The 25,904-nt window shown below is 50.4% G+C and carries 16 protein-coding genes; 7 read left to right on the forward strand and 9 right to left on the reverse strand.

Annotated elements, in window-relative coordinates; translation table 11 throughout:
• Positions 1-492: 492 nt before the first annotated feature.
• Together IDH45_RS10335 and IDH45_RS10340 are read right to left on the reverse strand one after the other, a co-directional pair.
• Positions 493-3,642: a right-handed parallel beta-helix repeat-containing protein gene (locus IDH45_RS10335; protein ID WP_190927192.1), complete on the reverse strand. Its 3,150-nt coding sequence runs from the start codon at positions 3,640-3,642 to the stop codon at positions 493-495.
• Between the two features lie 23 nt (positions 3,643-3,665).
• Positions 3,666-5,048, reverse strand: coding sequence for an ABC transporter substrate-binding protein (locus tag IDH45_RS10340; protein WP_190927194.1), 1,383 nt, complete (start codon positions 5,046-5,048; stop codon positions 3,666-3,668).
• Between the two features lie 379 nt (positions 5,049-5,427).
• Between IDH45_RS10340 and IDH45_RS10345 the strand changes: the two genes are divergently transcribed.
• Positions 5,428-6,288 (forward strand): AraC family transcriptional regulator, encoded by an 861-nt coding sequence (locus IDH45_RS10345; RefSeq protein ID WP_190927196.1) that lies wholly within the window; start codon positions 5,428-5,430, stop codon positions 6,286-6,288.
• Between the two features lie 357 nt (positions 6,289-6,645).
• On the opposite strand, the gene IDH45_RS10350 is transcribed toward IDH45_RS10345, so the two are convergent.
• The 3 genes from IDH45_RS10350 to IDH45_RS10360 form a co-directional block, all read right to left on the reverse strand.
• Positions 6,646-7,212, reverse strand: coding sequence for a hypothetical protein (locus IDH45_RS10350; RefSeq protein WP_190927198.1), 567 nt, complete (start codon positions 7,210-7,212; stop codon positions 6,646-6,648).
• 273 nt (positions 7,213-7,485) lie between these two features.
• On the reverse strand, positions 7,486-7,986 hold the full coding sequence (locus tag IDH45_RS10355; RefSeq protein ID WP_190927200.1) for a DinB family protein: 501 nt from the start codon (positions 7,984-7,986) through the stop codon (positions 7,486-7,488).
• 83 nt (positions 7,987-8,069) lie between these two features.
• Positions 8,070-10,982, reverse strand: coding sequence for a TIM-barrel domain-containing protein (locus IDH45_RS10360; protein ID WP_190927202.1), 2,913 nt, complete (start codon positions 10,980-10,982; stop codon positions 8,070-8,072).
• Positions 10,983-11,178: 196 nt separating this feature from the next.
• Here IDH45_RS10360 and IDH45_RS10365 point away from each other — a divergent pair, with 196 nt between their 5' ends.
• Complete coding sequence (locus tag IDH45_RS10365) at positions 11,179-12,411, forward strand: Gfo/Idh/MocA family protein (protein WP_190927203.1); 1,233 nt, start codon at positions 11,179-11,181, stop codon at positions 12,409-12,411.
• Between the two features lie 17 nt (positions 12,412-12,428).
• On the forward strand, positions 12,429-13,802 hold the full coding sequence (locus IDH45_RS10370) for an ABC transporter substrate-binding protein (RefSeq protein WP_190927205.1): 1,374 nt from the start codon (positions 12,429-12,431) through the stop codon (positions 13,800-13,802).
• A 68-nt stretch (positions 13,803-13,870) separates the two neighbouring features.
• Here the strand turns inward: IDH45_RS10370 and IDH45_RS10375 are convergent, their stop codons facing one another.
• The 4 genes from IDH45_RS10375 to IDH45_RS10390 form a co-directional block, all read right to left on the reverse strand.
• Positions 13,871-15,796: a hypothetical protein gene (locus IDH45_RS10375; protein WP_190927207.1), complete on the reverse strand. Its 1,926-nt coding sequence runs from the start codon at positions 15,794-15,796 to the stop codon at positions 13,871-13,873.
• 411 nt (positions 15,797-16,207) lie between these two features.
• A complete protein-coding gene (locus IDH45_RS10380) occupies positions 16,208-17,089 on the reverse strand; it encodes an AraC family transcriptional regulator (RefSeq protein ID WP_190927209.1) in 882 nt (293 codons plus the stop codon).
• A gap of 365 nt (positions 17,090-17,454) precedes the next feature.
• Positions 17,455-18,792, reverse strand: coding sequence for an ABC transporter substrate-binding protein (locus IDH45_RS10385; protein WP_190927211.1), 1,338 nt, complete (start codon positions 18,790-18,792; stop codon positions 17,455-17,457).
• A 215-nt stretch (positions 18,793-19,007) separates the two neighbouring features.
• On the reverse strand, positions 19,008-20,003 hold the full coding sequence (locus tag IDH45_RS10390) for a LacI family DNA-binding transcriptional regulator (protein ID WP_223836523.1): 996 nt from the start codon (positions 20,001-20,003) through the stop codon (positions 19,008-19,010).
• Positions 20,004-20,291: 288 nt separating this feature from the next.
• Between IDH45_RS10390 and IDH45_RS10395 the strand changes: the two genes are divergently transcribed.
• The 4 genes from IDH45_RS10395 (at position 20,292) to IDH45_RS10410 (ending at position 25,658) form a co-directional block, all read left to right on the forward strand.
• Complete coding sequence (locus IDH45_RS10395) at positions 20,292-22,283, forward strand: right-handed parallel beta-helix repeat-containing protein (protein WP_190927214.1); 1,992 nt, start codon at positions 20,292-20,294, stop codon at positions 22,281-22,283.
• A 169-nt stretch (positions 22,284-22,452) separates the two neighbouring features.
• Complete coding sequence (locus IDH45_RS10400) at positions 22,453-23,127, forward strand: response regulator transcription factor (protein WP_190927216.1); 675 nt, start codon at positions 22,453-22,455, stop codon at positions 23,125-23,127.
• Positions 23,124-24,491 (forward strand): sensor histidine kinase, encoded by a 1,368-nt coding sequence (locus IDH45_RS10405; protein ID WP_190927218.1) that lies wholly within the window; start codon positions 23,124-23,126, stop codon positions 24,489-24,491. The genes IDH45_RS10400 and IDH45_RS10405 overlap by 4 nt, the downstream gene beginning before the upstream one ends.
• Before the next feature lie 183 nt (positions 24,492-24,674).
• Positions 24,675-25,658 carry an alpha/beta fold hydrolase gene (locus IDH45_RS10410; RefSeq protein WP_317891183.1) on the forward strand — a complete coding sequence of 328 codons (984 nt, stop codon included), beginning with the start codon at positions 24,675-24,677 and terminating at the stop codon, positions 25,656-25,658.
• Positions 25,659-25,904: the final 246 nt, after the last annotated feature.

The raw sequence follows: 25,904 nt of genomic DNA on the forward strand, positions 1-25,904 counted from the left end.
CCACTAACAACCGCTTACTGATGCAATCAGCGACTGGAACACTACTGGAACATTGCTCCAGGCTCTCCACTGGCAATGCTCTTCAATATGGAGGAGAAGGATACAGACGCTGGCAAAATCAATGATACGTTTAAAACAAGAGAATTAATACAAAAAGACGACTATCCTCCCAATAAGTGGAATCGTAGTCGTCTTTTTGTTGTTTTTTAGTTCGAAAAATCGTAAGTTCTTCGCAGACGAAGAACAGCTCTCCCGGCGTACCTGCCTGGATCAGCGTTGCATTGACAATGGACGACACGAGAAGCGGTATTCAGATGACATGCATGTTTCATCTTCACCAGAGCCATAAACGGTATTCAGGACGAAAGCGGCAGACTCGCCCGCCGTCCATCCTTTTCTGTGTCTCTTCTGCCATCATTCATCGACCGTTCCGGCAAGCAGCACATTCAGGTGCCAGCCTTTTATCCGGCAAAGGAGATATTGGATGTGCGATTAATGCGTCCCGTTCTTGTAGATCCCCATATCCCATACGTTTCCTCTGGGGTTGCTATCATAATCGGATGAAATATCGATGGACTGTCCATCCATCAACACAAACTCCGGGATCGCTTTGCCGGCACCGATCGCTGGGCTTCCTGCTTGCAGATGCCAGTTTCCTTCGGCCAAGTTGACGAATTCCGGATCTGCATATACACCGTTTGGTTCTTGCTGAGCAGGCAAGTTCGCATTGTTAACGTACAGGTTATAATCGTGGACCATATTAACCGGCTGCTTCGTACCGGCCGCATTGACGGCATGGTCGGTCGCATTCATGACGATATTGTTCATAAACACCGGATTTAAGTTGTCCGGGTCCCAGTCCCAACCGACCTGAGGCTGAGTGCTTCGAGGGCTGTACAAGAAAATGCCGTTCCTCGTGCCGATCACGATATTGTTGTAAGCCGCACTGTCTTTGGAGCCCACAAAGCCAATGCCGTTGTTGATACTGGGTAACCCGTTCAGTGTATCGGCCACAATGACATTATTGTATGCGACCATGTTCCAAGCTTCATAGCCGTTTACGCTGGGATCGCGAGTCCAGGCATAGCCGGTTGATCCCCCCATATAGATCGCGCCTTCAGCCATGTTCACATTGTGGTTATGGATGTAGTTGTTGTACACCTCAATATCCGACGAGCCGCCTTTGGCCAATAGCCCGACCCGTCCAACGTCATAAATCTCATTATTTCGAATCGTGCTGGACTTGACGTTGACGAAATCAATGCCTTCATGCCCCATATCGTAGATGATGTTTCCCTCGACCAAATAACCAGAAACGAGATATCCTTTCACCCCTTCTTCGAACGCATTGTGAATTTTGTTGCCGATAATATGAACGTGATTAGAACCTTCGAGCACTTGGATGAAAATATCCGACGTAGTCGTTCCGCGCTGATCCTGCGTTATTTCAAAATCTTTCAGCGTAATATAAGGGGTGCCCGTCAAAATCACTTTGGAGGATGGTAAATTCCGATACTGAATAACCGCTTGATGTTTGTTGCGCGCCTTGAATACAATGCGTTCGTCTGCGGTGCCGCCTTGCTTGAAAACGGCCGGGCTAAACTCGATATAGTCGCCGTCCTCAAAAATAACCGTGTTCCCTCGCTGCGCCATACGGGCAGCCTTAGCCATCGTCTTCCACGGCTTATCTTCGGTACCGGGGTTCATATCGGAGCCCCGTGGAGAAACGTAGTATGTCTCGCCCGGCACGGTGCCGGATTCGGGATCGCCCGCCCCCGCGGGCGCATCGATTCTCGCTACACTTATATCGTCGATCTGTATATCCGCCTGGTAAACCGCCGCTGCGATTCCTCCGTTCTGCAGTTGCCCGTCCGAACCGGCCAATTCCAGCTTGCCGTTTAAGTACACCTGAATCGAAGCTCCATTTATAACCAGACGCACATCGGTCCATACCCCGATTGACGGATGCCACTCCTTCTCCTCCAGTGGGGTAACGACGCCAGCAACCTTTTTTTTCAGTCCGATGTAGTCTTTCTCCGGCCGGATCTCCAACAAGTAATAGTGATTGACATCGGTATACCGGGCATACAACGTTAACCAGCCTGACGGATTATAAGACTGAACGAAATTCACTTTTGTGTTCATCTGATAACTTACCCAATTCATAGACCCTGAGTAAGCGCGTGAAATGCCGCTGCTCGAAGTCGCGTTCGGGTCTGTAAATACATGGTTGCCTCCAGGTGTTTCTTCTACAATTTCCATCGTTCCCGTCTGCACAGTCCAAGCGCCGTCTCCATATTCAAACTGCTCTGTGTACAAAATCTCTCCCACCTTCGGTACTGTATTGGCATAAATCCCCATATGCACAGGTTCTGTTCGGACATTCCCGTTAGCGTCCAGATCGACGTCTATCGGCTCACCGTAAAAACCGTTAACGTGTAGAGCCGTTCCTGTACCGGCCGCCGGACTGTCTTCCCTCAGATACCAGTCATGGTACGGATCAGTCAGCAGCGGAGCCTCGTAGACGCCGTTTGGCTCAACAGGCGCATTTGTACAGTTGTAGTACAAATTGTAATCGTGCGCAAGATGGATGGGCGGGTGTACCATGTGAATGGCATTTCCGGTGCAGCCCGAAAAAATATTGTTGGCAAATGTCGAAGAAGTCGGGACCGGCGCCCATCCGGTTGTCGCTCCTCCCCCATTAGCGAAGCTTACCGCGTATTTGGCATCAACGACGATGTTATGATAAACAGCGCTGTCCACGCTCCCGATAAACGCGAACGCCGTATCGATCATCCCCGGCTGTTCCGCAACTAGGGTGTTGTTCCAGGCAACCGCATGATAAGCTTGATACCCGTAGGTGTCATACGCTACCGAAGGAGGATAGCTCCCGCCTAGTATAATTCCGTTCTTCATCACCTTGTCGATTGCACGTATGCGGTTATTGGAGATTTGGACGCTGCGCGTGCCGGCCGGCACTAGAATGGCGGCACTGACCTCGCGAATCTCGTTGTCTGCGATGATCGGCCGGTCAATATTCGCCAATACGACGCCGAAGTTGACAAAATCGTATATTTCGTTGCCGACCACCTCAATCCGCTCGCCTTTTAGTGCTTGCACAGCTTTTCCACCGGCGCCGTGAATAGAGTTTCCGCTGACGATACAGTGAGAGCAGTCGCTCATGTCGATGAATATATCCCCGCTTGTTGTTCCACTAACTTCCTGGGTGATTTCAAAATCGAAGATGGAGATGTACTGCTTATTCGTCAACACGATTTTGGATGTTGTAGTCAAATTGGAAAATAATAGCTTCGCCTTCTGTTTATTCCTCGCTTTAATCGTAATCGGCGCATGTTCCGCTCCGCTGTTCGTAAACCTCGTTTGAGTGCTCATGTACACGCCATCCTCAAAGATCGCGGTATCGCCGGCCTGAAGCGTTGCTGCGGCCTTCTTAAGCGTTTTCCATGGCGACGTCTCCGTACCTGGATGGGCATCGTTGCCCGTGGGAGCGACATAGTAAGTATTGCCGGCGGCATAGACTTCCCGGGTGCCGGCGATTGTGATGTTGGCCAACAAGCCAATCATGAATATAAACAGAAATACACATGCGCCTTGAAAGCTTCTGTGTCGAAATTTCTTCATTCCAATAGCCTCCCTATACAGGACTACTGATTCTTTTTGTATTCCTCGATCGCGATGTTCGCTTGTTCCTCCGCTTGCAGCAAAGCGCTATTGATATCCAATTTCCCGACATTTGCTTGGGTGAAGAAGGAGCTGTACGCGTTTACGATCTTGGCATCATAAGGCGCCCTTTCCGGAATCGGTGCGAAATCATTGTAAAATACAGCTTTCATATTCCGATCGCGGTAAGGAGAGTCCTTGCCAAACTCCTGTTTGATTGGTTCCTTGTTCAGGACGGGCATAATGCCTTTGCGGGCCAAATTGGATTGGAACTCGTCGGAAACCATGAACTTGAGCACTTCCATCGCAGCGTCCTTATGTTTGGCCATCTTCGTAATCCCGAAATAAGACGGGTACGATTGTGAGCCAATCCCGGGTTTTACCGTGGGCAGGGAGACGATATCCCAGTTTACGGCTTTCAGTTGTTCCTCCCACACGTAGATCAGACTCGACAGATACATCATCATGGCAGCGTTTTGATCTTTGACAAAAGCATTATTATTGTTAGGAACCGTTCCGGTTTGGGTCAACAGATCCGTATAACCGGACCCGGTTGTCGGACTTTTGAAGTAAGTTTCGTAGAACGTTTTCCAGCGCTCATCTTTATAAATGGTTGGTTTATTGGTTTGGGGATCGACATTGGGGATCGACATCGGATTCATGCGAATCGTGTGCGCCGGAGAATGAACGTATCCCAAATACTGCCGGTTGCCGTCGTTGCGGGATAGCCGGAGCGACAGCTTGACCATCTCTTCCCACGTCATCCCGTCTCCGGGGTATTCAACCCCGAATTTATCGAATAGATCCTTGTTGTAATACAAAACCAAGTTATTCGTTTGCACCGGAAGCCCGAATAGTTTGCCTCCCGAAGCCTGCCTCATCGCTTCGATGATCGTCGGCTCAAAACGATTCAGATCGACCTGATGCTTGTTGATCAGCTCAGACATGTCGTATTCAATGCCGTAGGGAAATGCCCATTCCTCGAAGTTGCCAATCGACTGAAAAAAAATATCAAACCGCGTTTTGTTGGCAAGCAATTCATCCAGATTGGTTCCTTGGGTTCTCGGGATATACTTGATGGAAAAGTCAGGGAACTTCTGGCGAATCAGGTCACCAAACCGGTAGTCAAAGCTTGCTTCGGAGTCGCCGTTATTGGTATAGAACACAATTTCCACAGGATCTCCTTTTTCGTTTTTGGAGCCGGGAGCATTCGGCATTGTTCGGGAGTCGTTGTCCGAATCTGCCTGTCCGGATTGTGGACTGTCTCCTTCCGCTACGGTATGCGGCTTTCCGTTACAGGCCCCAAGCACGGCTGCCAACGTCAGCAAAAACAAGAGGCTCTTCAGAAAAGCGGGCTTTTCTTTCATCTTGGAAACACCATCCTTTTGTAGAATATCAAAACGGGGTGTTAACGCTTACAAAACAAGCTGTTTTTTTATTTATTTCCTAACAGTAGTTCCAAAACTAAGCTGTGTCGAAGCGCGCTTTACGGAAAGCCGTCATCGCAGGAAGCAACACTGGCTTACTCCTCGCTCCCCCCCTTTCTGGTGTTCCGCCCAATCCGTTCTAAATGTTATGCAGAATAACAACGACAATCTAATCTCTCACTGAGAGTATATAGTATATTGCCGGTCGAATATATGAACATTCATGTTGAATACATACATAATTGTGTTATGTTTAGCTAAAAAGGGAGGTGTGGATTGTGAAGCGAACATGCACCTCGCAGGCCGCAGTCATAGGCTCATGATTACGTTATCAGGTTTTAATGGCTCCAATATCGCGGATCTGTCCAGCAGCGGCAATGATCATTACTTCACGGTTAACTCCTGCGGATATGAAAAATTCATGACGAAAAATGTCAAAAAGCTGAGGGAACATGGACGGCCAGACTTTCAAGTGATTTATATGCTGAAAGGAACGGGCCATTTTTGGATAGATGGCCGACAGACCGAGGCAGCCGAGGGGCAGATTGTGGTATTCCATCCGGATGAAAGACAGGAGTATGCCTATTCTGGCAAGAATTCACCAGAGCTGTACTGGATTCATTTTTCCGGATACGGGGCGCTCCCGTTACTTGAGACGGTTGGACTTTCCAAAAAGCGGTTATATCGTGTCGGAGTAGATCCGCAAGTGATCGAACTGTACAAAAAAATCATGGTTGAGCTTCAAATCAAAGCGCCGCTGTATCAATCCGCCGTCGATTCGTACACCATGTTGTTGATGTCGTTATTCGGAAGAAAGGCGAGTCTCGTGCAGAAGCCCGAAGCTTATGTAAAAGACCCGTCCATCTTGCAAATTATGACTGAAATGCATGCAGATTGCACCAAAAAATGGACCGTAGCGGACATTGCAAAACAATGTGGTTTGAGTCCGAACCGGGTCATGCATAAATTCAAGGAGCAAACCGGCAGTTCGGTCCTATGTTACTTGACCCAGATCCGGATGGATAAAGCCAAGGACATGCTTTTAAACACCTCGTTAAGCATAAAGGAAATTTCTCATCTCATCGGATACGACAACCAGCTCTATTTCAGTCGAGTGTTCCATAAAATGGAGAGTATGTCCCCGAGAGACTACAGGGCGGGGAAATTCAGACATCGCTAGAGTTGTGCGGTTCGTATGATCCCGTCAATATTAAAACAAAACTGCACTTAACCCGTTTCAGGTGCAGTATCTGATGTTCATGATCGACTTTGACTGAAAACCACTTTTTTGCTTTCTCGCATACACGGAATGAGAGATTACCATCGGATCAATTAGATCACGAGGGAATCAAAAACCCCGCCGCTTCGCTGGATTTTGTACATCTGCGGAATTGCTCAAGCACGCGACTGCCTGCTCGATGCATGAATGAGGTCAGGCCCGGTGCACTGATCGACGGTGGGAACAGCAGTTAGACCTGCGCATCGAGCTGGGCTGGACCCACCCTGGTCACATGCAACTATCGGCACTTTCAGTGCATCATTTGACAAGTTGTTCTGCTGCCAGATGAAAACGTCGAAAATCTTTGGTCAAAAAATTAATTTTTTTCTCGATTTTTCTTTTGACTTTCGGATCGGAACATTTCATAAGGTTATCGATATGCCGATCGAGCGTCTCTTTCATTTCAATGAGCCAGAACACATTATGGTAAGGATTCAACTCCTCTAAATCTTCCGCAAAAGCTTCGGATAAAAAACGAATATTCGGTTTCTCCAACCACATGCGAACAGGAAAATAAGGAGGTGTGAAGTCTTCCCGATAATCTTGTCCTGGTACTTGATCCCAGAATTGTTTCCACTCGTGGATGAAGCCCGCTTTGTAGAAGATAAACTTTAGGAACCCGCACAGCCATGCCGTGCAGCTTGTATTCCGTTTTTGACAACCGAAACCATGTTTGATCGAGCGGCAACCCGAGCAGCAGGAACTACCGCCAGCAATACAAACTCGACAGATATGATCTGCCCCTACCCCTTGGAGAAAGTCAAGACCGACCTCGATTACTTTTTGTTTTGTTGTAGAGCATACCAACTCTTGCATACCAGACATGCAATCACACCTTTCCGTTTATATAAAAAAACTTCTTCCGATTTAAATATTTGATTATTTGAATATAATGCATTATACCCTTTGGAGTTTCTTATTCAAAGAACAAAAAAAAGTCCTTGGGATTCAAGGACCAGATGGATTTGCTGAACAATTATTCAGATACATCGCTCATCAATAGTTTCTTTTCCAACTTGGCGCTCATCAAAATGAATAATTCCCTTTAAAAATCTGATATGGCTGTGAACATATTCCGATAAAATGCTATGGCTGCCTCTACAGAGAAAGCCCCTCTTTGATTTGTTCCATATGCCTTAGTTCATGTAAATACAGCGATCTGACCCAGTCCGACAACAACATCTCTTTGAAGACCGGATGTGTAAAATGTCTTCGGTTCAGCAAGGACGGATCTTCTACTGCGTTTAATAGTTCATTCAACCTTTCTCGGGAATAGTGCAGCTTTTCAATGATCGATTCGGCTCGCACGATTTCATCGGTCGGTCTGGCAATGTCGGGGGCTTCCCATTTATGACTCCGATCCAGCATAAATTGTAACGGTTTATTTTCTACGGGTGAATCCTCATTACTCTTTAACGCTTTCTTTATTGCCATCACGTACAATTCCTCTGTCCTACTCAAGTGCTGGCACACCTGGCCGATACTCCAGCTGCGGGGATCTTTCCGTTTGTTTAATTGCTCTTCACTCAGATCTTTAATCATTTCCAGCAAACCGTCTCTCGTTTCTTTTAAGTGTTGCCTGATTTCCTGAAGCTCCATGATAAATCCCCTCCTCTATTCCATATCTTACCACATGTTGCTCTCCCCTTTCGAGACAGCTCCTTGCGGTTCACGAATGAACGTTATCTGCCGCGTTTGAACGTCTCGGGCGGGGAGCCCCAATACTTTGCAAACACTCTCGAAAAGTGGCTCGTATCCTGAAAGCCGCTTTCGGCAGCCGCTTCGTACACTTTCATGCCGGATTCCAGATACGATCGGGCCCGGTTCATCCGCTGCATCAGAACGTAACTGGAGAACGGTTGCCCGACTTGCCGCTTGAACAGACGGCTCAAATAAAACGGATGCATATTGGTTCGCTTGGCGACCTGCTGCAAAGAAAGCTTTTGCTTCAGCTCGGTCTCCACGATCGCCAGCGCCTGCCGGATCACGGGGTGCATGTCGGCGCCGGCCGGAGGACGCGCAAAGTCCATGATCCGCCAGGCAAGGCGGCTGAGCAAAGCGAGTCCCTGAGCCGGAGCCCGGATTCGATGCATCGTGTAAACAGGCTCCAAGTCTTTGCCCCACACCTCCGAAGCCGCCCACCCACGACGGTTTACATAGTTGATGAGCAAGGAGCAGCCGTGCAGCAGGCGCAGCCGCCAGTCGTCTCCTGCTTGATTCCACCAGTTCGAGAGCAACATGCCGAACGCTTCCTTGTCCGTTGTCTCCAAGCCTATAATCAATTCCTCGTCAGCAGCGGCTCCCGACACGGCAGCTACCGCTTCCCCCCTTTCCGGCAGACTTGCAGCCGGATCGACCAGGCTCACCTTCACCTTCGCTCCCGTCCGCGCAGCATCCGTAACCTCCAGCTGAACGCATCGGCTATGTCGGATATATCGCCATCCGGATCGCGACTTCGCCTTGCCCCCCTTTTCCGGCAGCGGCATCCCGTTCAGTTCGATACCGGCTGGTCGGCCGCCGGTGAATACAGACAGCTCGTAGCTCCGCTTGTCCGGCATTCCGGCATACGATCCGGTTCGAGGCCCGATTATCACCGTGATCTGTCCGGCTTCCGACTCGCAGGAAACTTCTGTAGTGGCCATATGGCCATGCTCCTGGGCCAGCGTTATCCCGTCATCCTCAACTATCGTAAACCGACTGCGCTCTCCCGGATAAATATGCAGCGTCATGCGTGTAATCTCCGTCTGCCCCACGTATTCGATTTCCGGCCACAACGGTAAAATCGCGCCTTCGCGTACAAACAAAGGCCCCCCCGCCTCATCAGGGATTGTGCAAGAAACCGTCTGTCCGCCTTCCAACGTTTCGCCCGTCCAATAGTTGATCCAACGGCCTTCGGGCAAGTAAACGCGATCGGTAAAAACAGCTACCAGCAAAAACGGTCCCAGCATGTACTGCTGACGCAATTCTCCGCAATGCGGGTCGTCCGGAAACATAAGCGGCATCGCTCTGGCAATCGGCATTCCCGTACGAGCGGCAACGTGCGCCGTTGCATACACGTATGGCAGCAGCCGGTACCTCAACCTGGCATATTTGCGGAACATATCCCGGAGAGGTTTTTCCAGAACGCACGGATTCCGGAAGTAGCTGCCGCTATTGATAAACGACCAGGGCTGCAAAAAACCGGCATGGATGCTTTCGCGCATATCCACGTTAATATGGGAAGCGGTGTGCGCATGACCCGACAAACCCATGCTTAGCGCCTGAACGACCGCCACGACGCCGCTGTTGTATCGGCCCGATTCCAAAGCGGTAAACTGCTGGATGCCGGTATACCCTGAAACACAATGGATAAACGGTCTTTTCCCCGTTTGCTCCACATATCCGTCATAAGTTTGCTTGACCAGCAGTACCGGATACAAATTGCACAGCTCGCGGTCTTTCATGCCATTTGTCCACTTCCGGTACCGTTCCGTTTCCATGCTCATCTGACTGTAGGAGGAGTAGCGAAAGGACGCGACCCCCTCTTCGGCGAACGGGCGCAAATGAGCATACCATGGCTCCGGCTCGACATCAGTACCGCTTCCGGCTGCTTGGCTCACAGAAACTTCCGCATACGCTGTCAGATCATAGTTGATGCAGTGCATCAGCAGGCCGAGCTTGAAGCCATGCCGCTGCAGCATGTCCATAAACGTAAACGAGCGGTCCTGACCGCCTGTCGGCGCGGAAAAACGCGTCGAATGCCACCGCATATCCGTCGCTTCCCCGTTGCCTGTATCGTTCCAGCCGCTGCCTAGACCGATGAGATCGCATGGGATGCCTTCCTGCCGGAACTTCAGTACGTCATCCAGCAACTCCCGATCATGGGTCGTCATGTCGCGAATATAGGCCAAACCGTACGCCCAGATCGGCAGCAGCCTGGGCTTGCCGGCTATATCCGTGTACCGCTCCAACAACTCCCGGTAATCGTCTCCGCCGAATACATAAAGATCAAGCTCCCCTTCTTCAGCAGTGATCCTCATCTCGTCCGGATTCGTATGGCCCAGATCGAAGGCTTGCGGCCATGTCGTATTGATCAATAAAGCCCAACCGCCGCTGCTCATTACGAAAGGAACCGGTACCGGGCATCCGTCTGGCGTGGCCGACAGGACAGTTCGGCTGCCGCGCAGTTGAAGCCGATCAGGTACGGCATTCCCCAAGCCGTAGAGCCGTTCCCCCTCCGTCAAGGCAAAGCGGATATCAAATCCCCCCTCCGCGCCGATCGTCAGGGCCGACATCGTAAGCGGCAAACGTTCCTTGCCCGAACCCCGAAACGTGATCGGTCCGTCGGTACTCCCGATGTGCAGGCTAGCCTGTTCGGTACGTATGGTGAACGAGCACTCCGTTTCTTCCGTCTCCACTGCGACGGTCCGGCCCGTCTTCCGCAAGATGCCGTATCGATGAAGCGTCGATTCGGTAAAATCTCCGTGAGCCTTTGCCCGGATGCGAAACGTACGGGGCGCGACCGCGAAGGCCGCCAGCTTTCCTCCGTTTGACCAACCCGTTTGCAGACCGCGTTCATCATCAGCCGCCGGACCGTCTCCATCGTATCTCCGCATGCACCGTTCACTCTCCTCTTTTATGATCGTTATTTCCGCCGGCACACGGATGGAAAGTTATGAACATCCATGATAACAGAGGAGTTGGTTATCGATCGTCAAACAATGGTTATCGTACGCACATACTCTGCACCATTCATCCATGCTAATCTGAGGGTGCACATTTCAATCAAATGAAACCAAGGGGGCGCACAAGTTGAAAAAAATAGCGGTTGCCGGCGCGGGAGCGCGCGCTCATATTCTCGTGAAACCGTTGGCCACACAATTTCGCGAAGAGGTCGAACTGGTAGGCGTCTATGATCAGAATCCGTCCAGAGCGCGCTTGCTCGCGGAAGAATGCGGACATGTTCCGGTTTACGACAGCTTCGACAGCATGCTGCTGAAGAGCGGCACGGATCTTGTATTGATCACGACGATGGACAGTACACATGATGCCTTCATTATCCGGGCATTGGAAGCCGGACTCGACGTCATTACCGAGAAACCGATGACTACGGATGCCGTGAAATGCCAGTCCATTCTGGATGCCGAGAAACGGACCGGCCGCAACATCAAGGTCGCTTTCAATTGCCGCTATATGCCCTACATGATGCGGGTAAAAGAGCTGCTGGACGCCGGTACGATCGGAGACATCCTCAGCGTGGACTACAATTGGTATCTGGACTCGAACCATGGCGCGCAATATTTCCGGAGATGGCATCGCCATATGAGCAACAGCGGAGGGCTGCTCGTCCATAAGTCGACACATCACTTCGATCTGGCCAACTGGTGGCTGAGCGACGAGCCCATTGATGTAAGCGCCTTCGGTGAACGGCGTTATTTCGGCCCGACGCGCGAGGAACGCGGCTTCCGCTGCTTGAATTGCAGCTTTGCAAACACGTGCGAGTTTTATTTCGATATTACGCAACACCCGTTCAACAACGACTATTTTTATAAAAGCGAGACGGACGACGGCTATATTCGCGATCGGTGCGTATTCGGCGACGATATCGATATTTACGATACGATGTCTGTCCATGTCCGCTACCGGAAAGGTACTGTCTTGAATTACTCCCTGGTTGCGCATAGCCCGTACAAAAATTGGACCGCCACCTTCAATGGCACCAAGGGCAGAATCGAGGCCGGCGAATATTACACCGGCGACAGGGCGGACGAGCCGACGCAGCAGATTCACCTCTTCAATCGAAAAGGGGAAAAAGTTGTGTATGAAGCCCGAAAAGCAACGGGTTCGCATGGAGGGAGCGACGACCGTATCCGCAAAATGTTCGTGCAGAACGAACCGGTTGATCCGTTGGGGCAGCGGGCCGGTTCCTGGGAAGGCGCCCTGTCCATGCTCATTGGAGCGGCCGCGAATATCTCGATCCAGGAACAACGGAAAGTAACGATCCAAGAACTGTTGAATCCGAATGCAATCACCAACCAGCGATGATAAAGGAGAGGACATCCGTGAAATCCGTGAAACCCATTCCGACCACTTCAAGTAAAACCAAGCGAGCCGTCAGTTGCCGGGCTGCCATGACAGCCTTGCTGCTGGTGCTTGCGTCCGGCTGCGCTTCCGCTCCGGCTGAAACCATTCGCGAGGCCGGGGACGCCTCCCCGCAAGACGGCCGGAACGAACAAGCGAAGCTTGTATTTTACTCCAATAACGGCAACTCCGAAGAAAGCTTCAATCAATCCTTCGGCAATGCCCTGCGTAAAAAATTTCCGAACTACACGATCGAATACATCCGCGCCGCAACAGGTACATCGTTGCAGGATGTACTGGCCTCGGGCACGAAATTCGACATTTTCTTTACTACCATCGGCAACTTCGAACGTTATATGATCGAAAGCGGCATGGAATACGATATGCGCGAGCTGATCAAGAAACATAACGTCTCCTTCTCTGATCTGGACCCGGTTTACGTGGAGTATATGAATGGTGTCGCAGGCGGTGCGATCTACGGTTTCCCGATCCAAAACAACGTGATGACCTTGTACTACAACAAGACATTGTTCCAGAAATTCGGCGTCCCCTTCCCGCAAAACGGCATGACCTGGGATGAAGCGATCGAATTGGGGCGAAAGCTGACCCGGCAGGAATCCGGTACCTCTTATGTCGGATTAACCGTAAATCCGGCCAACACCGCCAACCAGAATCAGTTTTCGCTGCCGAGTGTCGATCCATCTACGATGACACCGACAATTAACACGAATCCACTTTGGAAACCGTTATTCGAAACGTTGTTTGTTCGCCCATTCGAAAATGAAATCGCCCGCACGGAAACGATCCGACTGAAAAAAATACCCGACCATTACACCTTCGTACGGGACCAAACGTTAGCCATGTACGGCTATTCGTCGGGATTGATCACCGCCTTGGGCGAGGAAATGAAACAGATCGATTGGGACATCGCGGCGCTGCCTGCTTTTCGCGAAAAACCGGGGGTTGGCGCGCAGCCTTATCCGATCCAGATGGGCATCACTTCATTCAGTGAGAACAAGGATGCCGCTATGACGGCCTTGAAATTCCTGCTTTCCGAAGAATACCAGAAAGAAATATCCGAGAAGGGACAAATGCCGGTACTGAAACTGGAGAGCGTAAAGCAAGCCTTCGGCAGCAAGTCCGCCTTCAGCAATAAAAATTATTCGGCCTTATTTTATAACAAGATGGCTTCGATCGCCTTTAAAACTCCGCCTTACGGCGCCGCCATCGACCGGTTTTATACGAACGGCGCCTTACAGCTGGCACAAGGACAAACCGACATCAACACCCTGTTCCGCCAAGCGGAGGAAGAGGCGACGAAAGAGATTAACGCGCTAAGACAAAACGCGAAATAATCGGCAAGGACCGTTAAAGCCTCTAATCCGCTCTGAATGCGGATTAGAGGCTCTTTTATGTCGACAACTCAGATCGACCATACGCCGGGAAACAGCGCTTGCGCCTTATAGATCATGCCCGGTTCGATCAGCAGACTTGTCGCCCCGGCCGCTCCAGACAGCTGCAGCACATCCGTTCCGGAAGCCAGCAGCCGGATCTTTCCTCCCGATTGGGAAGCGTTGACGAATACATACTCCAGCCCAATCGATACTGCGGAATCGGGCAGTTGTACCTCCTTCGTCCCCGTTTCGGCGGCCGGAAGCATCAGTTCGATCCCTGCGAATAATCCGCCGCTCAAGGTGAGGTCGTCATCCAGTACATATCTGGGTCGAGGCCCCGTATAGGTCAGCCGGCTAGAGTCGGAGACGTTAATGCGCAAAAAACCGCGATCGCCATCCAGATCGTTCTCCGAATACGGATCGATAATGTGCAGGCCGTTGATCGACGCCCCGGATGCCGCATATGCCCAAAAAGGGACGAGCATCTGCGGCGTGCTCCTCGTATCGATGGCCCTCGGACGAATTAGCGTTATTTTGCCGATGCGAACCTGACCGCTCGTCACATGGGAAGCGACGATATGGATCGAGAACGCGCTCCTCTCCTGCGAGTAGGGAGAGCCGGAAACGGCCGCCTCGTTGGGGTCCTGTACGGTGACGTCCGTCGCGATCACTTCGGGCGCATTCGGCCCCCAACGCGCCCACTCCACCGCCTTGCGTTCCGGCCGCACGATCGTCGCCTTCTCGATCACGATCGAGCCCCGGATCTTTTTCGTGTGGTTAACCCCGCCGCTCAGTCCGGGAAAGGCGAAGCGGAGTCCCCCGACCGGACCGTCCGACTCGGAACGATAGTTGGCGATATATACGTCAAATAACGGATTTACGGTGCTCGAGGCGGTCAGGAAACCTGGTACGAGCTGCAAACCGCCTCGTCCGTTGTTGCTGGTCTTGACATCGATAAGCGATACGTCGATCTTGTTCCCGAGCTGACTATTGGGTTCGATATCGATGCCGAAACCCGGGTTCGTCAGGACGATCTTCCCCGTATTGCGGTAATCTCCCCCGACGATCCGTCCACTCTGGACGGTGACGATCGACAACCCTTGCCTGCGATTGGAATCGGCGATGCAGTCCTGAAGCAAGATATGCTCGGGGATCGGCAGCGCCGTATTATGCGGGTACACGCCGATATAATAGCCATCGCCCCAAAACTTCTCGGCAGTTCCGTTATGGATGGCGATATGTTTGCTGCCGGAAGCGATATAAAAACCGAACCCCCACTCTCCGCCAGTCCCCGTATGAGTCCCGATATCCCCGATCACCCAAGGGCGCCACATTGTAACGTGCTCGCAGCCTTGCAAGTTAAAGAGTACATGCTCGCCGTAAGGGCTCGCTTTGGCTTGAAAACGGAACCGGCCGTCGAACCAATGGGTGCTGTCGCTCGGCGGCCGGATGCCCCCGTTGAACTTGGTCGCCGGATAAGCGGGGTCGTCGCAATCGATGACCGGCGCTATGTCTCCGGTATAGTAATAGTTCTTCGCCCCTTTGCCATACGCGGCCCGGACTCGTGCCGTGCAGTCGACGCCCGTCTGGACGCCGACCTGCAACATATCGATTCCCTGCGAGATTTCCAATACGGCGACTTGGCCCGATGCGATCAACCCGTGATCGGCATAGCCGTCCGGCGACCCGGTATAACCGGCCGTTGGCGTAATGAAGTACCAGGCGCCGCCGCCGTCCCCGGGAGCGTAATAGCCGCGCGTCCTAACAAGTTGACCGTCCTCCGGCGACGACAAGCTTTTCATCGCGGTGATCGTATCGACTACGATTACTTGTTCGCCGCCGGTCGCCCGCACTTCAGTCTGACCCAGCACGCCGCCCGCCACCAGCATCGCGCCCGCGCTTGCGGCCGTACCGAGCAATGCCCTGCGGCTCATCCTCATCCTCTTGTTCTCCACATACAGCCCTCCTTCGTTCCCTTACGCATCCGTTATGAAAATCCTGATCGTCTTGCGTTATTACGAAACGTGTTCATCCAAAACAAAAATGGCGGCATCGCGATCGTTTTCTGTCCAATAAATAAATGAAAGCGATTTCATTTTAACTGAAACCTAAGCAGCTCCAGCCGAGAAGACTTCCCCCTTGCAGTAAAGCCGCATGCAGGACTGATATGGCCTCCTTCCTTCCCTACAAGTCCTTCCGCCCGAAGAATTTGTCAAGGTTACAGGCTTTTCTCTACTATATAAAACACGGAAAGGAGAGGCTATTGCGGAAAAGGACAGACCGTATGCCGATCCGGTCACTTTCCCGCTTTCCAGGGATCGGTCTGCCTCAGTCAACAGCTAACCGTTTTTTTGGTTTCGAAACGGCTACCGATACTGTTCTCTGTACTTGCCCGGCGAACAGCCGCATTGGCGAACAAACAATCTCCCGAAGGAAGCGGCATCCTCATAGCCGACCCGATGCGCGACAACCGATACAATGTCGTCGGTTTCGATCAGCAATTGCTTGGCTTTTTCGATCCGGATGAACTGCACAAATTCGTATACACTGGTGCCCCGGTACCGATTGAAATACCGATTTAACTGGCGCTCCCCGACGTAAAACAGTTTTGACAGCAGCGGCAGCGTGATTTTCTGGTTGTAATGCCTTTCTACATAACCACAGACCCGACGTACCAGCAGTTCATTCGGAGAAGGGCTTTGCAGGTTATGCTTCCTCTTGTTGTAGTAGCGGGACAGCAGGATGAACAGTTCGGTCATTCGCAGCTGCACCAGAGCTTGATAACCGGAATCCCGCTGCGTCATTTCCCGATGCAATTCCTCCAGAATGCCCCGCGTTTTGTCCGCGTCAGCCGCCCCCAAATTCAGCTTGTGGTTAAACCTGATTTCACGATTTAAAAAAGGCTGTACATAAAAAAAATCTAACGAATCGCCCAACCGTAACTCACGAAGCACATACGACGCTATAAAATCCGGATGGAACAAACAGTTGATCACTTCGATAGTCTGACCTTCCGTGACAGTGTATCCGTGCTTCTCGCCCGGGTTAATCATAAAAATATCGCCTTTGTTGATCTCGTATGAAGTATCTTGGAACAAATGCGTCGCTTGACCGTCATCCACATAAATCAGTTCGACGAATTCGTGAGTGTGCAAAAGAGGCATGCTTCTTTGGTCATGACGGTTGCGCTGAATCCAAAACGGAAAATTATCGGGATGGTTATAATGAGCCAACGATTTTACCAGCATAAATCGGATTCCCCCCTCTAGTATATAAATTCTGCGTTTCCGCCGGTTGCCGTTCCGGATGGAATGTCGTTCCGACGTTGGAGGTGCTACTCCGCCCGGTCAACAGACGTAGGGATATCTCCACTTCTCTCTATTTTACTTCACCAGATGACGTTTATCTAATCTATTATTCTCGCGAACGGGAAACTGTCAGTTTGATTTGCCCGTTGCTGGCCACTTGCAGATTTCCTGTTGTTGTCGGATTCGCGGCATCGGTCTTGTTTTGACAATACGATTATGGTTATATGTTCTTGTCCAAATACAGCAAAGGATATATATTCTTGTCCTGCGCTGAGGACAAGAACATATATCCTTCGTTTACCGTCTTACTTCTTCCCCTTCTCCTGAATCACCTTCTCGGCTTGCTCGGCTGCAGTGCGAAATGCCGTGTTTATGTCAGTTTGTCCCATCGCCAGAGGTAATGCCTGATCCCGGTAAAATCGGAATACGTCCGTATCATACTCTGGAACTTTTGGCGTGATCGGAGCAAACTTCCGGGATATCATCGCCTGGTAGTTTTTGCTCTTAAATTCCGTCTTGGTTCCGAGCAGCCTCTTCGTCGAGTCGGATTGCACGATCGGCAATACTCCTTTTGCGGCCAATTCATTCTGATACGCTTCAGATACCATGAATTTCAACAGTTCCATCGCTTCATCCTTGTTTTTCGTTTGCGAAGTAAGACCGAAGTATACTGGATATGATTGCGATCCAACATTCGGCAGTTCCTTAAAGGTCGGCATCGGGGCTATATCCCAATCAAACGTTTTTAGCTCATTTGGCACAGAGGTCGGAAGCGTGTTGGGGTATACAAGCATGGCTAAGCTTTGATCTTTCGCAAACTGGTCCAGAGCGGGGAAGTTTTTCAGCTTAGTCATCCCGTCGCGGTAACCGCTGTCGGCTGACGGAGTAATGAAAACAGTTTCGAACAATTGCTTCCAGCGGCTGTCGGTTGCAAGCGTCGGCTTCTTGGTAGTCATATCCACATTTGGCACGGAAAGCTGGTTCATCCGGATGATGTGATCACGCGAAGAAGCGATGCCGTAATATTGCTTGCCGTTTTCAACTCGAGTCACTTTGCGAGCCAACTCGTTCGCCTGATCCCACGTCATATCCGTCGTGGGCATCTGTACACCGAATTTATTGAAAATATCTTTGTTATAAAACAACGTCAGAGTGTTAGTCGAAACCGGTAGCCCGTACATCTTCCCCCCTGAAATTTGTTTCATCGCCTCGATTACGGTTGGTTCCAGCCGGTTCAGATCGATGCCGTGCTTTTTGATCAGATCCGTCATATCGAATTGCAAACCATGTTCGAACAACGCAGTTTCATAGTTGCCGATCGACGTCCAAAAAATATCGATTCTCGTTTTCGAGGCAATCATCTCCGGCAACGTTGACCCAGCCTTGCTCTGTATGTAGTTGATGGTAAATTGAGGGAAGGCTTTCCTGAGAGCGTTTCCATAATTTTCGTTAAACACTTGCTCCGATGCGTTGTTATTCGAGTAAATATTGATTTCCACCGGGTCCGTCTTAACGGCAGCCGGCTGACTTGGTCCCGGAGTTATGCTGTCCCTAGCATCTTTCGAATGATCCGAAGTACTGCTGCATGCCGATATCCCCAGCGCCATTGTCCCGGCCAACAAACCGATTGAGATCCCTTTCATATTTCGGTCCCCTTTCAAAATGAATAGGTGATTTTCCCCATACTTGGCCATCCTCACTGTAGCTTTCTGTTGCCGTCTACATTTCACCCACCTCCATCACATGGTCATTATACGTTTACTTACTTTTTTAGAAATAATTCGACCTATTTAATATTAAACGTTTACTTATCGGATAAAAAAATTTATACTTTCTCAAAAAACCCGCAGTCCGGGAATCACCCCGTCGAACGAGTTGATTCCCGGACTCTCAGCTCCGTCGTTAGCACCTTTCGAAAAAAATGGCCTTCTTCTGCGGCATCCGCTTCATCCGTTATCAGATCGATAATTGTGCGGGCCAGTTCGACGATGTCAGGTCCTACTGTCGTAATCGCGACGGGCAGCAGCGACTGCGTTTCCGGCAAGTCGTCATATACTACAAGTGACAACTGCTCTGGAATGCGCACACCTTCTGCATAAGCTGCCTTGACGAATTCACGCAGCAGCCCTTCGCTGTCAATTACAATCGCCGTAGCCCCGTATTCGTGAAAATGCCTCATGAAGTCGCGCACCTTGAGCGACATGTCCGGATTTCCAATCAAGGTCATCACATTCAGCTCTGGACGAAATTCCAGCCCAAGCTCCACCAGCGATTCCGTGTACCCTAGCCATTTGTCCGAATGTCCTCCCAAAAAGGCGATGTGCGTATGTCCGAGTTCGAACAAATGACTCATCGCCAGCTTGACCGCTCCTTTGCGATCAATATCGAGCCAGTGGGCATTCTCCTGATTCCAGCCTTCCCGGCCCCCGACTTCGAGGATGGTGCCGTTAAACTGCTGCTTGGCAGCGATATACTCCGGAGTCTTACGTCTGTCCAGCCAGCATACCGCCCTGTTGATAAAATATTCCCGGAACGAGCGGAGCGCCTCATCCCGCTCCGCCATCGATACCATCACGGTGTAGCCTCGGCTCGACGCCTCCTCCTGAATATGATTGCAAGTACGGTAGAAGAAAGGCTCTTCCCGCTTCGGCCAAATCAAGCCGATTCCATTCGAGGAACGGTCGACCAGACGTTTGGCTGCCAAGTTAGGTACATAATTGATTTGCTTGGCAATATCGAGAATTTTCCGGCGTGTCTCCTCGCTCACACCGGGTTCGTTATTTAACGCCCTGGATACCGAAACAAAGGTGACGCCGGCCAATTTTGCTATGTCTTTAATAGTGGGCACCAACATCCCCCCAATTCATAACTAATTTGTTCCGTTTGCTGAAAGTATAGAGTTAAACGTTTCCTTTGTCAATTAATCCTATCCATGAAAAGCCTCCCTCAAATAAATCTTTACCGGCAAGCACTTTTATTTAATCATATATCAGGATAAGCCGAAGCATTATTATTATTTACAAGGTTAACGTTTAAGTATATAATCGCCATGAACAGACTACAACCACTTCAGCTTACATCAACGGCAATCCACTCTATAGAACCGGCCTACCGGTTCACCAATTTTCAGGAGGCGGTATTTATGACTGAATTATTGGATCGGCAGCAAGCAGAGCAGACAGAGATCGCAACGGAGAGCTTGCGGATGAACCGGAGAACGCTTCTGGCATCGCTTGGCATCGCCGGAGTCGCTTTAGGCTCCCGGGCTTTGATGGCTCCAGGCTTGGTCGAAGCTGCGGATTTTCATGAAAGCGTTACCAGTTCGGTCTATGGAGGAGGCGACCTGGATCCATGCTGTACAGAGGCGCAGGCGCAAATCGCAAGCATTATGAATCGTCTTGACCACATGTGTGTCATAAATGTAAAAGATCACGGTGCGCTGGGTGACGGAACAACAGATGATACCGCAAGTATTCAGGCCGCTATCAATATGGCCTCAACCAGAGGAGGCGGCACCGTATGCGTACCCGGCGGAACGTATATGATCAGTTCACCGCTTGTGATGGCTTCCCGTGTAATGCTGCACGGAGAGGGAGAGGCGAGCGTTATTAAAGCATTTGCCACCAGCGGCTGGGGAAGTACATATTTATATCGGGGCATGATCGACATGGTTGGCGTTCAATACGGCGCGTTAAAAGATTTATGTCTACACCAGAACGGCTCTGCACGAATACCCGCCAATGGTCTAAGCTACGCCGTACTGGTCAACGCTTCCAGCGATTTGGTTATCGATAATGTATCATTTATTGACCCAGGGCTCAATGATGAATACAGTCATCCTACTGGCCCGCAACTAGCACTGATCGCTCAAGATGAATTAAAGCCTGGCTGGGGTGGTGGAATCGGCGGCTGCTATCGCGTGTCGGTACGCAAATGCCGGTTTATCCAAACCGGTACATCCAGTTGTGATTTTGCAATACGCGTACTTAGCAATTGGGAAAAGCAGATTCCAGCTGAAAATTTTATCCATTACAACGAAGGTCATACCTTTATCGACTGCTACTTTAAAGGAGAATATTCTTGGAACACATTGGAGTTTGCCGGTGGGGCAACCAGATACAATAAAGTGACGCATTGTTTGTTTGACGGTAAGACGCTTACCCATATCGATTTTGATAAAGGGAGCAACAATAATATTGCCGCTTTCAATACCATCTATAGCGGAGGCAAGGCAAATCGTTATATTACCGATACAACAAAACGAATGAATTGCATCGATGACCATGGTACCGCTGCCGGTTACTTGAATTACGGCAATACCATTGCTTACAATTCCATTAATAATCTGAACAATGACAGTGCAACCGATAATTATGAAAGCGCGATCAGTGCATCGTATACTAGACAGTCGCTCATAGTGGGAAACACCATCAACAACGTGAACAAAAAGTTGATTGGCGGCGGCATATTTATATCTAAAAATGTGGATGGAATTACCATCGAGGATAACCGGATCCGCAATGTGCGCAAAGGCATATATACAGATGCGAACTCCAATAACACCAACGGAGTGCGGATTCATAATAATGAGATCGAAGCTGTAGATCAAGCGATCATCATTGCTTTGCTGCCAGGCGGCGGCAAAGGGTTCTCCTTTACGGGCAATAAATTGAAGACGACATCGGCGCAAAACTGCTTACACGTATCGGCAGGAATACTGGAAGCGCCGATATACGCTCTCAACACAGCGGAAAATGGGGTGATCAACTTCGTACTTGCCGGGCAAAATGCCATTGCGATAGGCAATGTCTCTAGGAACGCTTCATCATACTCCTTTCAGGTGCGCGAGAAAATGACATTAATCGGAAATGTTTCGCTATATCCTACCACAGGCGATCTGACCAAGCTCAGCGCTTCCCCGCTGCCTTCCCTTATCGGTAACACTTTCACCGGGGCTACGGAGACCTCGGCTCCGGCTTTCATGTACGGGGCTGCTGCGCCTATCGATGGTACGTGGAAACAAGGGGATATTTTCTACAACACGAATCCGACTGCAGGAACAAACGTGGGCTGGATCTGCACGATCGCAGGTACACCCGGTACATGGAAGTCTTTTGGGGCAATTTCCGTTTAAACTGGTGGCTGTGGCTCCAGTTCATCAGCCTTTATGGCTAATTTCTGAGATCCTTACCGAGACAAGAGACATGTAACGCGGTGTAACGCAATGTTGCCCGATTTGTTGTATGATATCGTAAATGAACGATTTCGACACTGGAGCTTTACAGCCAGGAAAGAGGGTTGGCATGGCTACAATACTTGTTGTTGACGATGACGCGAACATTCGCGAGCTCGTGTGCTTGTTTTTGCGTAATGATGGATTTGAAACCGTCGAGGCAACCGATGGAAAGGAAGCGTTGGCCGTTTACGGCAGAATGCATGTCGACCTGGTTGTGCTGGATATCATGATGCCGGTCATAGACGGCTGGACGTTATGCAAGGAGCTCCGTAGAGCGAACCCGGATCTACCCTTGCTCATGCTCACGGCCAGAGGAGAAACGTGGGAGAAAGTGAAAGGTTTCGAACTCGGGACGGACGATTACTTGACCAAACCGTTCGATCCATTGGAATTGACGGTTCGCGTGAGAGCATTGTTGAAAAGATACCGCATTATTTCCACCAATCTCATTCAATTGGGCAACGTCGTTCTCGATCGCCAGACATACAAGGTGACCATCGGCACGGAGTCGCTTGCGCTGCCGCTGAAAGAATTCGAGCTGTTGTACAAACTGGCAGGCACGCCCGGCCAAGTCTATACGCGGGAACAGTTAATCGATCAAATTTGGGGCATTGACTACACGGGTGATGATCGCACGGTGGACGTGCACATTAAACGTTTGCGGGAACGGTTCGCATCGGCGGATGATTTTCGGATCGAAACCGTTCGCGGACTGGGCTACCGTCTAGAGGCCGGCAAATGATCAAATCGTTGTATATCCGCGTTGTCCTGACATTCCTGCTCTCGGTCATTGCAGGTTCGGTCACTGCTTATGCACTTGCCGTGTGGCTGTACGATGAGAAATTGAACGAAAATTCGCAAGTGCTCCTGATGAACTTTGGGCAAGATATCGTCCGTTTGTACGAAACCATGTCTGCCGACAAAGCGGATACCTATATAAGCGGGATGAAGCAGCTCGATTCGTACCATATCCGCATTTACGATGGAACGGGTCTCGTTCAGTCTTACGGATCGCTTGACGGACCATTGCCGGCATCGGTGACTGTGGAACAAGTGAGTCAAGTTCGACATGGAGGCATCGTCCAAGTCAATATCGGCGGCGTAGCCCCCGCTTTGCTGGGACTGCCTTTGAGGACGGACGAGGGGACCCGGGCGATGTTTGTGGAACCTCGCACTCCGCCTTCGGCTGCATTTGCCAAGCAGTGGGTGCTTACTTTTTTGACCTACTTCCTCGTTACAGGCAGCTTGTTGATCCTCATCGCCTCCATTTTTCTGGTGAGACCGATCAATAAGTTGACGAGAGCGACCAAGCGTATAGCGTCCGGAGATTTCGACGTTCGGCTGAACATTAAGCAGACCGGGGAGTTAGGCACGTTGGCCCGAAGCTTTGAGGATATGACGCATGATCTTCAGCAGCTTGAACAAATGCGCAGGGAATTCGTGGCCAATGTATCGCATGAGGTGCAGTCTCCTCTTACATCCATATCGGGATATGCCTTGGCGCTTAAACAGGCGAACGTTGCTGAGCAGGATCGGGATCGTTATATAGAGATTATCATAACCGAAGCGAAGCGCATGTCCAACATGACCGATGGCTTGTTGAAGCTCAGCCAGCTCGAATCGCAAACGCAGCAATTGCGAATGACCGCGTTCCAACTGGATGAACAAATTCGGAGAGTCATCGTGGCCATCCAACCGCAGTGGTCTGTTCGCCACATCCATTTTGACATGGATTTGGAAGAAACCGGCATCACGGGCGACTATGACCTGCTTCATCAGGTATGGACCAACATCATCGGCAACAGCATCAAATTTTCAAAAGATGGCGGTCTTATCGCTGTTCGCATGAAACGGGATGCCCAAAACGTGACCGTCTGCATATCGGACCAGGGGATCGGCATTCTTCCGGAAGACCAGAAGCGGATTTTCGAACGTTTCTTCAAAGCAGACCGCTCGCACAGCCGCAAACAAGAGGGAAGCGGTATGGGGCTCGCCATCGCCAAGCAAATTGTGGCTCTTCATCAGGGCAGCATCTCCGTAGAAAGCGTACCTGGCCAAGGTACGACCCTGACCGTTGCATTACCGCTAACTTTGCGAGCAGAATAACGCGTTCCGCCGTCACTGGGTGACAAATGGGGAGGATGTTGCATCTTTGGAATGCAGCGCCTCCTTTTTTAGCGTGTTCATATTCCGTTCATATTGTCGTCACGAAGGGTACATCTTGGTTGACTACACTTTGGATATGCCGCTGCGGCGGCTCTACAAACAGTAGGACAGGAGAAGATGAACGTGGGACAAACGGCGGAAATACAAACAACGAATGGAACCAGGAGCCGCAAAAAACGGAACTTATGGTTGAAAATAATCGGAGGTATTGTGGGAGCGCTCGTATTGTTTATGGGCATCGTGTTTGTCGTTAATGCCATCAGCAACGAGGTCGAGAAAAAGAAAATCGATTTGTACGGCCAATATGTCAATGTGGATGGGAAAAAGATGAATGTGCTCATTCAGGGCGACGGCGAACCGACTATCGTCCTCCTTCCGGGACAAGGAACCCCGGCGCCTGCGCTTGATTTCAAATTGCTGATTGATGAATTGTCTCCCCATTACAAGGTCGTGGCGATCGAGCCTTTCGGTTATGGATTGAGCGACGAAACGAAAAAAGAACGAACGACAGAAAATATCGTCAGCGAAATTCACGAAGCTGTGGAGCAGTTGGGGCTGGATCGTTACGTTCTGATGGGACATTCCATCACGGGACTGTACGGAGTGTCCTATGTGAACACTTATCCGGATGAAGTTCTTGCTTTTGTCGGCATCGATAGCAGCGTTCCCAATCAACCCGGCATGGATGTTAAATTGCCTTTGAAATCGATGCAGTTTCTTCAAAAATCCGGTCTGATGAGATTGATCAAAAAAGGGAGCGGAGATCTATATGAGTCGCTTGCATTCGATGAGCATACGAAAGAACAGATGCTCTTGATTTCGAATCAACTCACCAGCAATCCAACGATGATGAATGAGTTGAGACACCTGGGGTCCAATTTCAAAAATGGAGAACAACTCACCTACCCTTCGGATTTGCCGTTGCTACTATTCGTCCAATCGAATAACGAGAACAATAAGATGTGGATTCCGCTGCATGAGGAGCAGGTCAAACAATCCGCACAGGGCAAAATGATTCCGATGGAAGGTTCACATTACCTGCACCATACGAAGTTTAAAGAAATTGCTAAAGAATTTATGGCTTACATGGAGCAAATTCAATCATAGGGGGCAAAGGATTGAATTAAAAATAGACACAACGGCAGCCGGCCAGAAGATCGGGGCAGTTTTGCTGAATAGATCTGGAAAGCTGAGTATGTGGAGCATCTGACCTCTCACGGTTGGGCTGCGGTCAAGAAAGGATAAAAAATCGTCGGGTAAATTTGACTGGTGGTCCTTCGTGTGAGGGAAGGATAAATCCGGCAGAGGCGATTATGATCAAAAACCACCCATGACGCACGTGCGTCATGGGTG

Source organism: Paenibacillus oceani (assembly GCF_014705615.1).
Taxonomy (GTDB): Bacteria; Bacillota; Bacilli; order Paenibacillales; family NBRC-103111; genus Paenibacillus_AB; species Paenibacillus_AB oceani.

What these genes read in the sequence shown, in the direction of transcription:
- IDH45_RS10390 (WP_223836523.1), bottom strand. Translation starts at nt 20,003, where the DNA reads ATGTTGGTGCCCACTATTAAAGACATAGCAAAATTGGCCGGCGTCACC.
- IDH45_RS10350 (WP_190927198.1), bottom strand. Translation starts at nt 7,212, where the DNA reads ATGTCTGGTATGCAAGAGTTGGTATGCTCTACAACAAAACAAAAAGTA.
- IDH45_RS10355 (WP_190927200.1), bottom strand. Translation starts at nt 7,986, where the DNA reads ATGGAGCTTCAGGAAATCAGGCAACACTTAAAAGAAACGAGAGACGGT.
- IDH45_RS10380 (WP_190927209.1), bottom strand. Translation starts at nt 17,089, where the DNA reads ATGCTGGTAAAATCGTTGGCTCATTATAACCATCCCGATAATTTTCCG.
- IDH45_RS10345 (WP_190927196.1), top strand. Translation starts at nt 5,428, where the DNA reads ATGATTACGTTATCAGGTTTTAATGGCTCCAATATCGCGGATCTGTCC.
- IDH45_RS10400 (WP_190927216.1), top strand. Translation starts at nt 22,453, where the DNA reads ATGGCTACAATACTTGTTGTTGACGATGACGCGAACATTCGCGAGCTC.
- IDH45_RS10405 (WP_190927218.1), top strand. Translation starts at nt 23,124, where the DNA reads ATGATCAAATCGTTGTATATCCGCGTTGTCCTGACATTCCTGCTCTCG.
- IDH45_RS10385 (WP_190927211.1), bottom strand. Translation starts at nt 18,792, where the DNA reads ATGAAAGGGATCTCAATCGGTTTGTTGGCCGGGACAATGGCGCTGGGG.
- IDH45_RS10395 (WP_190927214.1), top strand. Translation starts at nt 20,292, where the DNA reads ATGACTGAATTATTGGATCGGCAGCAAGCAGAGCAGACAGAGATCGCA.
- IDH45_RS10340 (WP_190927194.1), bottom strand. Translation starts at nt 5,048, where the DNA reads ATGAAAGAAAAGCCCGCTTTTCTGAAGAGCCTCTTGTTTTTGCTGACG.
- IDH45_RS10335 (WP_190927192.1), bottom strand. Translation starts at nt 3,642, where the DNA reads ATGAAGAAATTTCGACACAGAAGCTTTCAAGGCGCATGTGTATTTCTG.
- IDH45_RS10360 (WP_190927202.1), bottom strand. Translation starts at nt 10,982, where the DNA reads ATGCGGAGATACGATGGAGACGGTCCGGCGGCTGATGATGAACGCGGT.